Annotated in this window: 9 protein-coding genes and 2 rRNA genes; 4 read left to right on the forward strand and 7 right to left on the reverse strand. The window is 68.1% G+C overall.

Going from position 1 to position 12,046, the window contains the following annotated elements; genetic code table 11:
- Together FVE25_RS22770 and rrf are read left to right on the forward strand one after the other, a co-directional pair.
- Window positions 1–180: ribosomal RNA gene (locus tag FVE25_RS22770) — 23S ribosomal RNA — on the forward strand; the annotation flags it as partial.
- A 144-nt stretch (window positions 181–324) separates the two neighbouring features.
- Window positions 325–441: ribosomal RNA gene (gene rrf, locus FVE25_RS22775) — 5S ribosomal RNA — on the forward strand.
- A gap of 57 nt (window positions 442–498) precedes the next feature.
- On the opposite strand, the gene FVE25_RS22780 is transcribed toward rrf, so the two are convergent.
- Both FVE25_RS22780 and FVE25_RS22785 read right to left on the reverse strand, forming a co-directional pair.
- A complete protein-coding gene (locus FVE25_RS22780) occupies window positions 499–1,683 on the reverse strand; it encodes a GNAT family N-acetyltransferase (protein ID WP_157249074.1) in 1,185 nt (394 codons plus the stop codon).
- A gap of 433 nt (window positions 1,684–2,116) precedes the next feature.
- Window positions 2,117–2,878, reverse strand: a complete 762-nt coding sequence (locus tag FVE25_RS22785) for a PhzF family phenazine biosynthesis protein (RefSeq protein ID WP_157249075.1) — start codon at window positions 2,876–2,878, stop codon at window positions 2,117–2,119.
- A gap of 168 nt (window positions 2,879–3,046) precedes the next feature.
- Here FVE25_RS22785 and FVE25_RS22790 point away from each other — a divergent pair, with 168 nt between their 5' ends.
- Entirely contained in the window at window positions 3,047–3,427 is a 381-nt protein-coding gene (locus FVE25_RS22790; protein WP_157249076.1) for a cell division protein SepF, read from the forward strand.
- Here the strand turns inward: FVE25_RS22790 and FVE25_RS22795 are convergent.
- The 5 genes from FVE25_RS22795 to FVE25_RS22815 form a co-directional block, all read right to left on the reverse strand.
- Complete coding sequence (locus tag FVE25_RS22795) at window positions 3,424–4,752, reverse strand: hypothetical protein (RefSeq protein WP_246267312.1); 1,329 nt, start codon at window positions 4,750–4,752, stop codon at window positions 3,424–3,426. The two genes, FVE25_RS22790 and FVE25_RS22795, sit on opposite strands and share 4 nt — an antisense overlap.
- A gap of 101 nt (window positions 4,753–4,853) precedes the next feature.
- Window positions 4,854–6,578: an arginine--tRNA ligase gene (gene argS, locus FVE25_RS22800; protein WP_157249077.1), complete on the reverse strand. Its 1,725-nt coding sequence runs from the start codon at window positions 6,576–6,578 to the stop codon at window positions 4,854–4,856.
- Window positions 6,575–8,812, reverse strand: a complete 2,238-nt coding sequence (locus tag FVE25_RS22805; RefSeq protein WP_157249078.1) for an HAD-IC family P-type ATPase — start codon at window positions 8,810–8,812, stop codon at window positions 6,575–6,577. The genes argS and FVE25_RS22805 overlap by 4 nt, the downstream gene beginning before the upstream one ends.
- Before the next feature lie 91 nt (window positions 8,813–8,903).
- Entirely contained in the window at window positions 8,904–9,923 is a 1,020-nt protein-coding gene (plsX, locus tag FVE25_RS22810) for a phosphate acyltransferase PlsX (RefSeq protein ID WP_157249079.1), read from the reverse strand.
- 43 nt (window positions 9,924–9,966) lie between these two features.
- A complete protein-coding gene (locus FVE25_RS22815) occupies window positions 9,967–10,527 on the reverse strand; it encodes a DUF1707 SHOCT-like domain-containing protein (RefSeq protein WP_246267314.1) in 561 nt (186 codons plus the stop codon).
- A 172-nt stretch (window positions 10,528–10,699) separates the two neighbouring features.
- Here FVE25_RS22815 and FVE25_RS22820 point away from each other — a divergent pair, with 172 nt between their 5' ends.
- Window positions 10,700–12,022, forward strand: coding sequence for a KamA family radical SAM protein (locus tag FVE25_RS22820; RefSeq protein ID WP_157249080.1), 1,323 nt, complete (start codon window positions 10,700–10,702; stop codon window positions 12,020–12,022).
- Window positions 12,023–12,046 lie beyond the last annotated feature (24 nt).

A 12,046-nucleotide genomic window follows, 5' to 3' on the forward strand; every position in this document is an offset into this window, starting at 1 on the left:
GCTACGTTCGGAAGGGATAACCGCTGAAAGCATCTAAGCGGGAAGCTCGCCTTGAGATGAGGTCTCCCACCCCTGTGAGGGGGGTAAGGCTCCCGGTAGACGACCGGGTTGATAGGCCGAAGGTGGAAGCGCGGTAACGTGTGGAGCTGACCGGTACTAATAGGCCGAGGACTTGACCACAAAGCATTCGCGTCCTGAACTGTAGGTTCTCTGCAGCGCTCTGTTACTCTTCGCCGGGTCCGGAGCAGCGCGAGGTCGATGGTTCAGGATGTTCTTGCTCGCGTCCACTACGCAATTCTGAGACAACAAACGGTCTCAAGAGGTTGCGGTGGTTATGGCGGGAAGGAAACACCCGGTTACATTCCGAACCCGGAAGTTAAGCTTCTCTGCGCCGATGGTACTGCACTCGGGAGGGTGTGGGAGAGTAGGTCGCCGCCGCACAAATATTGATCAGAAAGGGCCATCCCGGCATGGGGTGGCCCTTTCTGCGTTGTGCGGCTAGTCGATGACGGTGTCGACGCGGCCGAGCCAAAGCTCCACGGGCACCCGCTCCTCCTCGTACGAGGTGATCATGTCAGCGGGTATGCCGCGATGCTTGCGGATGGCACGGAGCAGGTTGGCGCTCGGGCGGCTCAGGTCGAGAGTCATCGTGACGTACCGCACGCCTAGCACCTGTAGCTCGCCGCACAGCCGTCGCGCGACGGCGGTGGCGACGCCGCGCCTGTGCCGGCCTGGATGGATGAGGAACCGCTCGAGGTCGCATCGTTCCGGGGCCTCTGGCGGGAAGCCGGCTTCGACTACGCCGATGACTTCGGTCTTCTTCAGGATGAGCAGCCGTCTGTCCCATGTGGGTTCTGAAGGAGCCGCGTCGCAAGCGGAGAGAAGGGAGTCGAGGTCGGATTCGTCACCGGGTTCGTAGTCGCGGACGATGACTGGGCCGTACCCTTCGCCAGTCCCCAGGAGGTTCACCCACTGCTCATACGACCATGATTGTGGGTGTTCGCTAGGAATGTCCTCGGCGACCTCCCAGGCCGCGTCCAGCTCGTCCGAGTCGAACGTGGGTTCCGGGATGGGGAGGGAGACCTGGATCTCAAGCTGGTGACGGTTGCCGCACTGCAGCCAGGCTCCGTGCGGCCTGTCGCATCGCGGATCCCAGTGAAAAGCTGCGTGGACCATGGACGCGGCCAGATCGGGGTGACTGCCGGCCCATATGTCGTCGAAGAAGAACCATTGGCGATGCTCTGGCTCGTGCCCGAAGGGCAGGCACACGTACGCCAGGTGGTCCTCGACGGTGACAAGGCCGTCGGCGGGGCCTGGCTGGGAAGCCGCGATTGTGCGCAGGGCGAGCTGGTGGGCCGTCGGGTGGTCGGTGGAGAGCTCGTCGATGGTGTCGCAGTGGTCGCGGTAGAAGCCGGGCCAGCGGAAGCAGCGGTGCAGCGCCGGGGAGAGCGTGTCCTCGTCTTCGGCCACCAGGGCGCGGAGGATGAGGAGATGGGAGGAGTCGCCCAACCTCTCGGGGTCGGTGGCGCGGAGTGCGGCCGCGAGTTGCGGTAGGCGGATCCCGGGAAAGGCCAGGGGCGGGTTCCAGCCGAACTCCTCGTGTCGTCCGCCAGTGTCGAAGATGACGGCGTACGTGGTGCCCTCGGCGCCGGGCGCGTGGTCGATGAGCTCGTGTGGAGCCACCGGCGAGGTGAAGGGTCTCGGCGGGAGGCGTCGGCGAGGTGGGGGTCGGGCTGGAGGAGATAGGACCAGCGTTCCGGCTCGCTCAGGACCGTCTCGTCGTCCACGAGGTAGTGGGCGACCTCTTGGAAGCCCGTGTCGCTGAGGATGCGGACGCTGTGCTCGTCCACCCTGGCATAGCTCTCGTAGAAGCGGTACGTGCGCATCAGGCGGCGTAAGTCGAGCATGCTCTCCGGCGGGCGCGGGAGCTTCTCGAAGAAGAAGGCCAGTCCAGAGCAGTGGGCGCCCAGGTGCTGCTCGGACCAGGCGGCGAGATCGGCTACGGCTTTGGTCCGGTGCCAGGTCTCGCGGAACCAGTCCAGGACGGTGGTGCCCGGATGGTGACGCACTCGTTTGCCCAGAGGTCCTGCGGTGGCGTCGCGGTGGATGAAGTACATCAGGCGTGGAGTTCCCCGGAGGTGATGGTGACGGCGTGGCCGGCGAGGTCTACTCGGTCGCCACGGTGAGTCACCTGGATCATGCCACCGCGGGCCGACAATTGGGCGCCGATCATGCGCGTACGGCCCAGCCGCGCGGACCAGTACGGAGCCAGGGCGCAGTGGGCGGAGCCGGTGACCGGGTCCTCGGGGACGCCGACCTTGGGGGCGAAGAAGCGGGAGACGAAGTCCGTGGAAAGGCCTTGAGCGGTGACGATTACCGCGCGCTGTGGCAGGCGGGACAAGGCGCTGATGTCCGGGGATAGGGTGCGTACTTCTTCTTCTGCTCCCAGCTCCACCAGCAAGTCGTCTTTAGCCTGGCTGACCTGCACCGGGATCGCTCCCAGGGCATTCTCCAAGCCGTCCGGAGCGGTGATCGGGGTCACTTCCTTGGCGGGAAAGTCCATTGTGATCATGCTATCTGTGGTGCGATTCACAGACAGGATTCCGCTGGCGGTCGAGAATTCAAGGGGGCCGTCGGCGCCGGTCGAATAGAGGACGTGGGCGGTGGCTAGCGTCGCGTGCCCGCACAGGGAGACCTCGACAGCGGGGGTGAACCAGCGTAGTGAATTGCCCAGCAGGAATGCTGTCTCCGACAGGCCGATCTCGGCCGCGACCGCTTGCATCCAGGCGGTGGGCACGGGGGTGTCCATGAGGCAGACGGCTGCTGGATTGCCTTTGAACGCCACATCGGTGAAGGCGTCCACGGTGTAGACCCGCATGGATTGCAAGGCTATAGGTCGCTTGTAATCCAGCTGCAACCAGGGTGCTAGCCGTACAAAATGGAATAAGTGCTGGGCGTGTCGCATGGCGAACGCGGAATCGTCGGTTACCGTCCAATGTGTGGGGACGTGCCGATTACGGTGAGTTCCTGAGGAAAGGACATACCGATGGGGGCAGTGCGCAAGGTGGTGAGCTACCTTGGCCTGGGCGGCGTCGATCCTTACGACGAGGCCTACGAAGACGAGCAGTACGAAGACGAGTACATCCCGGCGTCCGAGCGGGCGGCGAAGCGGTGGAGGTCCACTGTGGAGTCGTCACGCATTGTGATGGTGCAGCCGTTGAAGTACAACGATGCTCCGATGATCGGCCAGCACTTCCGTGAGGGTCAGACCGTGATCATGGACGTTACCGGGATGCCGATGCCCGAGGCCACGCGGATGGTGGACTTCGCCGCGGGGCTGGCTTACGGGTGCGAGGGCCGGATCGAGCGGATCGCCGATCGGGTCTTCCTGCTCGCGCCGGCGCACGTGGAGATCGAGACCAGCTAGGCGGCGCGCGGGCCGCGGCGGATCAGCCGGTTGAGGTCGGTTGAGTCCTCCGCTGCCTGTTTGGCGCGGGCTTCGGCCTCGCGGGCGTAGGCGTGGAGTGCCCACACCGCGCCGTCGGCGAGTTCGCGAAGTTCGTTCAGTTGAGCGGTGACGTAACGGTTGTCCGCTTCCTTGGCCTGGTGGCGCTGCCACAGCAGCCAGCCGCCCAGGCCGAGCATGGCCACGCCCAGCACGGCAAGCAGGCCATGGATCACGAAGGCAGCGACTGCGGCCACTCCCAGCACGATCAGTGCGTAGGCCGCGATCGGGGGGCGGCGCTTCGGGGCGCCCTTGGCTGCGATTTCCTGTTCGGCGCGTGAGAACGACTCCGGGTCGGGCCCTTCAGGGCACAGCACGATGCGGTGGCCCAAGAGCGCCACGGTGACCGTCGAGGGCGGGATCAGCTGGGTGTCGGCTTCCATCTCGTCGGCGTAGGCGCGCAGGATCGGCGCGGCCACGTGCAGGGCGATCGCCGCGAGGTGCGGGTCGGCGCCGGGACGCAGGTCGTCGAGCAGATGCGCGGTGAGCGAGCCCATGGGGCCCTCCGGGCCGCTGAGGCCGGCGAGGGTGCGCAGGACGGCGAGGGGTTCGTCTTCCGCCCACGCGGAGGCGGGGCTGCCGCTGCTGTTGGTCAGCGGAGCGGAGGAGTCCTGCTCGGCCTGCTTGGCCGAGGTGATCTCGGCGCAGCGGGCGCGCAGCCGGGCCAGCCGGGCGGCGGCCTGGGCGGGGCGGGCGAGTTCGGGGATCTCCGCCATCTCCGGGAAGTCGACCAGCGAGTTGGGCACGACCACGGAGGGCTCGCCGGGCGCGAGCGCCTGCACCCATGCGCGGGGTTCAGCCGCATCGGGTACGGCCAGCGCGTCGAGTTTCCTGAGCACGAAGATCTTGCCGGCCGGGCCGTACGCGCCTCGGGCGGCGGCCAGCCACAACGAGCGCTGGCCATGGGTGACGGGCCGGTCGAGGGAGAGTTCGCCGAAGGCGGTGCCGAGCCAGGAGGCGTGGATGCGCCCGCCGTGGCCGGCGACGGCCAGCGCGAGGCAGAGGAAGAGCGCGGTTTTCTGCTGGTCGCGGCCGGCGGCTCTGGTCAGCGGCTCGATCGGGTCGTCGCCGGCCAGGATGGCGATGAGCGCTTCGACGGCCGGTGGCAGCCAGTAGTCGGCGACGTCGTGGAAGTCGGGCGCCTGGGGTGGCGCTGACCCGTCGGCGGCCAGGTGTGTGAGTAGGGCCTCGGTGTAGCGGTGCAGCTCCGTCGCGGTAGGGGGGCTTGCGGTCAGGTCCGTGCTCAAGGCAGAAACTCCCCCAATATCGGCCTCTTCTTCATGACCGCGTAAAGCCTAACCGGGGGGCGCGCCAACCCGTAGGAGGCGCGCCCAGTGGGGGAAATGCCTTACATGCGGTCGGGTACCGGAACACCGAGGAGGTCGAGCCCGGTCTCCATCACGCGGAGCGTGAGCGCGCAGAGCGCCAGCCGGGAGGCCCGCGTCTCGGGGTCCACGCCGTCCTTCAGCACCGGGCACTGCTCGAAGAAGGTGGTGAAGGCGGTGGCGGTCGCGTAGAGGTAGGCGGCCAGCCGGTGCGGCTCGACCAGGTCGGCCACCTGGTCCACCACGGCGCCGAAGCCGAGCAACTGGAGCGCGAGCGCGCGCTCGGCGTCCTCGCCGATGCGGATCGGCCCCTGCACCGCGGCCGGGTCCACCTCGGCCTTGCGGAAGATCGAGCGGATGCGGGCCTGCGCGTACTGCAGGTACGGCGCGGTGTTGCCGCTGAAGCTGAGCATCCGGTCGAAGTCGAAGACGTACTCGCTGTCGTGGCTGATGGACAGGTCGGCGTACTTCACCGCGCCCATCCCGACCGCGTGCGCGATCTCGGCCTTCGTCACCTCGTCGTAGCCCCGGTCGTCGATGGCCGCAGTGGCCCGGTCCACGGCTTCCTGGAGCAGGTCCGTGAGCTTGACCGACTCGCCGGAGCGGGTCTTGAACCGCTTGCCGTCCTTGCCGAGCATCATCCCGATCTGGATGTGTTCGGCGGAGACGGTGTCGGGCAGCCAGCCGGCCTGCTCGGCGGCGGCGAAGATCATCCGGAAGTGCAGCGCCTGGTCGGCGCCGACGACGTAGAGGATGCGGTCCACCTTGAGGTCGTCCACCCGGTAGCGGATGGCGGCCATGTCGGTGGAGGCGTAGCCGTACCCGCCGTCGCTCTTCCTGATGATGAGCGGCAGCGGCTTGTCGTCGGAGCCGGTGAAGCCGGGCGGGAACAGGCAGAGCGCGCCTTCGCTCATGACCGCGACGCCCATGGCCTGCAGGTCGTCGCAGGTCTTCTCGAGCATCGGGTTGTACATGCTCTCGCCGGCGATGTCGGCGTCGGTGAGGGTGACGCCGAGCATCGTGTAGACCTTGTTGAAGTAGCGGATGGTGGCGTCCATGAAGACGTGCCAGAGCCGCATGGTCTCGGGGTCGCCGGACTGGAGCGTGGTGACCCGGGTGCGGGCGCGTTCCTTGAACGTCTGGTCGCTCTCGAACTTGGCCCGGGCGGCCTGGTAGTACTCGGTGCCCGCGCCGGCTTCGAGCTGGGCGACGGCGGCGTCCTCGCCGATGTCGAGCAGGTGCTCGATGAGCATGCCGAACGGCGTGCCCCAGTCGCCCAGGTGGTTCTGCCGGATGACGGTGTGGCCGAGGTGCTCCATGATCCTGGCCATGGCGTCGCCCACGATGGTGGTGCGCAGGTGGCCGACGTGCATCTCCTTGGCCGCGTTGGGCGCGGAGTAGTCGATCACGATGCGCTGCGGCGTGGCCTGGCTGACTCCGGCGCGCGGGTCGGCCAGCATCTGGGAGGCCTGATCGGCGATCCAGGAGGTGTCGAGCGTGATGTTCAGGAAGCCCGGCCCGGACACCTCCACCGTGCCGGGGAAGCCGGACATCTGGGCTCTGATGGCCTCGGCGACCTCCCGCGGCGACCGTCGCAGCCGATTGCCCACGCTCATCGCCACGTTCGCCTGGAAGTCGGCGAACTGGGAGGGCCGGATCATCGGGTCTGCGTCGGCGTACTCGGCTCCGATCGCGTCGGCCAGCGCCTGCTGGACGCGCTCGGCGAGCACTATCTGCGGGTCGGTCATGTCCTAAGGGTACCGGTGACCTTGACCGCGAGACTGATGAGTGCGGCGGCCACCACGGACACTCCGAACGCCACCAGGTCGTTGCTCACATCCGACGGCGCCAGCCCGAAGAACGACCTGGTCAGCGGGATGGTGAAGGAGATCGCGAAGAGCGCGGCCATGGCCGCGATGAGGATGGTCTTCCACCACTTGAGCGGCCGGGCGATGAGGATCAGGACCCACCAGGTCGTCAGGAAGAGCGTGATGACGGCGGTGGTGCGATCCTGGAGGAGTGTGGACGAACCGGAGTGCGCGGCCCAGAACGAGAAGAACACCGCCCCCGCGCAGATCACCCCGGCGGGTACGGCGAAGCGCAGCACCCGGGGCACGAACCCGGGCCTGGAGCGTTCGTCGCTCGGCGCCAGCGCGAGGAAGAACGCCGGGATGCCGATGGTCAGGGCGTTGACCAGCGTCGAGTGCCGCGGCTCGAACGGGAACATCAGCCCGAACACGCCGGTGAGCAGCGACAGCACGATCGCGTAGAAGGTCTTGGTGAGGAACAGGTTGGAGACCCGCTCGATGTTGGCCAGCACCCGCCGCCCTTCGCCCACGACGTGCGGCAGTGTCGCGAACCGGTTGTCCAGGAGCACGACCTGCGCCACCGCCTTGGTCGCGGGGCTGCCGGCGCCCATGGCGATGCCGAGGTCGGCGTCCTTGAGCGCGAGCACGTCGTTGACGCCGTCGCCGGTCATGGCGACCGTGTGCCCGCGTGACTGCAGCGCACCGACGAACTGGCGTTTCTGCACGGGGGTGACCCGGCCGAAGACGGTGTTCTTCTCCAGCGTGTCGGCGAGCTTGCCGGGGTCGTTCTCGGGCAGCGTGCGGGCGTCGACGGCGTTCTCGCCGCCGGGGATGCCGAGGCCGACGGCGATGGCGGAGACCGCGTCGGGGTTGTCGCCGGAGATGATCTTGAGGGTGACGTTCTGGCGGGCGAAGTAGGCCAGCGTCTCCTTGGCGTCGGGGCGGATGCGCTGTTTGAGCGTGATGAGCGCGACGGGCTCGATGTCCGCGTCGTCCTCCAGGGAGGTGGTACGGCAGAGCGCGAGCACCCGGGCACCGCTCAGCGCCAGCTCGGCGGCTCCCTCGTACCCGTCGCTGCCCGGTTCGAGCAGGATGTCCGGCGCCCCGAGCACCCACGCGCCATGCTCGCCGAAGGCGGCCCCGCTCCACTTCCTGGCCGAGGAGAACGGCACGGAGCCGGTGACCGTCCAGCCCTCGGGCATCGCCGGGTGGCGGGCCTGGATGGCCTGCGCGGTCGGGTTGGGCCGGGGGTCGACGTTGGCCAGGGCGGCCAGGGCGTCGTCCACCGGTTCGCCGGCGCGCAGGGGCAGCACCTCGTCGAGGTCCATGCCGCCGGCGGTGAGGGTGCCGGTCTTGTCCAGGCAGAGCACGTCCACCCGGGCCAGGCCCTCGATCGCGGGCAGTTCCTGGACCAGGACCTTGCGCTGGCCCAGCCGTACCACGCCGACGGCGAAGGCGATCGAGGTCATCAGCACCAGGCCCTCGGGGATCATGGTGACGATGCCGGCGACCGCTCCGGTGATGGCGGTGCCGAAGTCGGCTTCGTTGCGTACCTGGCTCCAGATCAGCAGGGCGCCGATCGGGATGACCAGGTAGGTGACGTAGCGGATGAACTTGGTGATGCCGTCGCGCAGTTCGGAGTGGGCCAGGCCGAACTTGCTGGCCTCCTCGGTGAGTTTGGCGGCGTAGGCGTCGGCGCCGACCTTGGTGGCGACGAACGAGCCGGTGCCGGCGACGGCGAAGCTGCCGGACAGCACCTGGTCGCCGGGTCGCTTGTGGACGGGGTCGGCCTCTCCGGTCAGCAGCGACTCGTCGATCTCCAGCCCTTCGGCGGCCACGACCTCGCCATCGACCAGCAGGCGGTCGCCGGGGCCGAGCAGGATGAGGTCGCCGAGCACGACCGCCCTGGGCTCGATCTCCTGGTCCCTGCCGTCGCGGCGGACCCTGACCGGCGCCTCGTTGACCACGGCGAGCTTGTCCAGCGTGGCTTTGGCGCGCAGCTCCTGGACGATGCCGATGAGCGCGTTGGCCACGATGACCAGGCCGAACAGGCCGTTCTGCCACTGGCCGAAGATCATGATGAGCACCCACAGGATCGCGATCACCAGGTTGAACAGGGTGAACACGTTGGCCCTGACGATGGCCCACAACGAGCGGCTGGACCGGCGCGGCATGTCGTTACGTGGCGCAGCGGCCACCTGAGCGGAAGTCAGCCCGTCCACACAACCCCCCGATGTTGTGGATCTCGGACAAACAGTACCTGGGCTACCACAACCGGTGGGTGCGGTGGGTGGCGGCGATGCGTTCGCCGATGCGCGCGACGATGCCGCCCTTGGCGAGATCGGCCGCCAGCTGGCAGGCCGCGCTGACGCTCTGGGCCCTGGCGGCGCCGTGGGCGATGACGACCGTGCCGTTCAGGCCCAGCAGTACGGCCCCGCCGTACGCCTCGGCGTCGAGCCGGTGGGCCAGGCCGCGCAGGGCGGAACGTTGCAGGACGGCGCCCAGCTTGGACAGGCGGCTGCTCTCGACGGCCTGGCGCAGCTCGTCGAAGGCGTAGCGGACGGCGCCCTCCATCGTCTTGAGCGCCACGTTGCCGGTGAAGCCGTCGGTGACGATGACGTCTGCGGCGCCGGTGAGCAGGTCGTGGCCTTCGACGTTGCCGACGAAGTGCAGGGCGGGGGAGGACTGGAGGAGTTCGTGGGCCCGGCGGACGAGCTTGTTGCCCTTTTCCGCCTCGCTGCCGATGGTGAGCAGGGCGACGCGGGGCTTGCCGATGCCGTAGGCGGTCTCGGCGTAGGCGGCGCCGAGGTGGGCGAACTGGAGCAGCATCTCGGGCTTGACCTCGGCGTTGGCCCCGGCGTCCAGCAGGAGCGAGGGCTTGGGCCGGGTCGGGAGGGCCACGGCGATGGCCGGGCGGAGCACGCCCTGCTGGCCTTTCAGGCGCAGGCGGCCGGTGGCCACGACGCCGGCCGTGGAACCGGCCGACACGACGGCGCCGGCGTTGCCCTGCCGTACCAGGTGACAGGCGATCGCGATGCTGGAGCGGGGGCGGCGCAGGCTCGCCAGCGCGCCCTCGTCCATCGCGAGGGCCTCCTCGGCCCGCACGATCGGGATCTCCTTGGTGGCGTTGTGGTCGGCCAGCGCCTCGTAGAGCACGCGGGGCGGGCCGACGAGCACCACCGGGAGGCCGCGCTCGCGCACAGCGTGGACCGCGCCGCCGACGATCTCGTGCGGCGCGTGGTCGCCGCCCATGGCGTCCAGTGCGATCGGCTTACCCTCGGACAACTCTCACCCCACGAGCATCGTAGGCAGGTGGGGGTGGCGTTACTTACGCGAGGTTCCAGTCCGTGACCCCGCGGGTCACGATGACCTTGGAGAACATGCTGCGGCCGGTGACGCGGATGAGGGGGCCGTCGCCGCCTGTGCCGCCCGAGACGTTGCGCTTGCCGAACATGGAGCCGCCCTCGTCGACGACCTGGGCGTTGTCGGGCACGCGGACGATGAGCTTGCTGAAGCGGGCGTCGAGCTCGAGGGTGATCTCGCGGCCGGGCAGCACGGCGTCGGACAGGTCCACGATCAGGGCGCCGAAGTTGGCGGTCAGCGTGGTGTGCCGGGAGGCGACCCAGCGTCCGCGCCTGATGATTTTGCTGAACGTTGAGTTTACGGTCTGGCGCTCGATCATGCCCGGCGCGGAGTTCGCGGCGCTGACCTCGGGGAGGTCTCGGGTGAGCGGGACGAGCTCGCCGACCGTGGTGGCGGAGTACGCGACGTCGAGGCGGTCGGCGTGCTCGGCTGTGGTGAGTCGTCCGGTGGCAAGGGCCTCGCTCAGTACCGCGGCGACTCGATCGCGGTCGGCATCTGAGGCCCGCATGACAGGATCGTCGGTCACAATGGCAGTGTATGTCCCTTCGCGATATGTCGCGAGAGGCTGACGACAGGAGAAACTTGGGTCCCAGCGGAACCAGAAGTGGCTTGGTGCGCGTCCGGGTATAAGAACCCTAGACGCACGACAGGGTCGAGAGGTTTACATCCGATCGAACAAAAAAGATGGGAAAGGCCTAGTGATCTTGAACCAGGCAGGAACGCGACGCTTCCGGGCGTATACGTCCAAGCACCTCGACGAGTTGCTGCTGCGTGCGGGACTCAGCGAGGAGGAGCGTCTGAAGGTACGCGCCGTCGCGACGGTGCTGCCCTTTCGGACCAACGCCTACGTCGTGGATGAACTCATAGATTGGTCGGCGGCGCCCGAGGATCCCATATACCGCCTCGTCTTCCCGCAGGCGGACATGCTGCCCGCGGCCGACGTGTCCAGGCTGGCCGACCTGCTCAAGGCGGAGGCGCCGGCCGCCGAGCTGAACGCCGAGGCCAACAAGGTCCGGGCCCAGCTCAACCCGCATCCCGCCGGGCAGATGGAGCTCAACGTGCCGCGGATCGGCCGGGAGCCGGTGCCGGGCATGCAGCACAAATATCCGGAGACCGTGCTGTTCTTCCCCAAACAGGGGCAGACCTGTCACGCCTACTGCACGTACTGCTTCCGCTGGGCGCAGTTCGTCGGTGACGCGGACCTCAAGTTCGCCTCCGACGACATCGACCAGCTCGTCGCCTACCTGCGCCAGCATCCCGAGGTCACCAGCGTGCTGCTGACCGGCGGCGATCCCATGATCATGGGTGAGCCGGTGCTCAAGCGCTACGTCGAACCGCTGCTGGAGGTCGAGCAGCTCGAATCCATCAGAATCGGTACCAAGTCGCTGGCCTACTGGCCGCAGCGCTTCACCACCGACCCCGACGCCGACGACACACTCCGCCTGTTCGAGCAGGTCGTCGCGGCGGGCAAGAACCTCGCCTTCATGGCCCACTTCTCGCACCCGCGGGAACTGGAGCCGCCGTTGGTGGAGTCGGCGGTAGAGCGGATCCTCGCCACAGGGGCGACGATCAGGACCCAGGCACCGCTCATCCGCTCCATCAACGACCGGCCGGAGGTCTGGTCGACCATGTGGCGCACCCAGCTCCGCATGGGGATGATCCCGTACTACATGTTCGTCGAGCGTGACACCGGGCCGCAGGACTACTTCGCGGTACCGCTGGCCGACGCCTACGAGGTCTTCCGCGACGCCTACGCCTCCATCTCCGGGCTCTGCCGCACGGTGCGCGGGCCTTCCATGTCCGCGACGCCGGGCAAGGTCTGCGTGGACGGCGTCACCGAGATCGCCGGGCAGAAGGTCTTCGTGCTCCACCTCATCCAGGCCCGCGACCCGTCCCTGGTCGGCCGGCCGTTCTTCGCCCAGTACGACCCGAAGGCCGTCTGGCTGACGGATCTGCGCCCCGCCTTCGCCGACACGTTCCCGTTCGAGACCGTGATGGCGGACGCCAGGCTGTCGGCCTGAGCGGATGTCTCCCGACCCTTACGA

This window comes from Nonomuraea typhae, assembly GCF_009760925.1.
In the GTDB taxonomy this organism is placed as follows: Bacteria; Actinomycetota; Actinomycetes; order Streptosporangiales; family Streptosporangiaceae; genus Nonomuraea; species Nonomuraea typhae.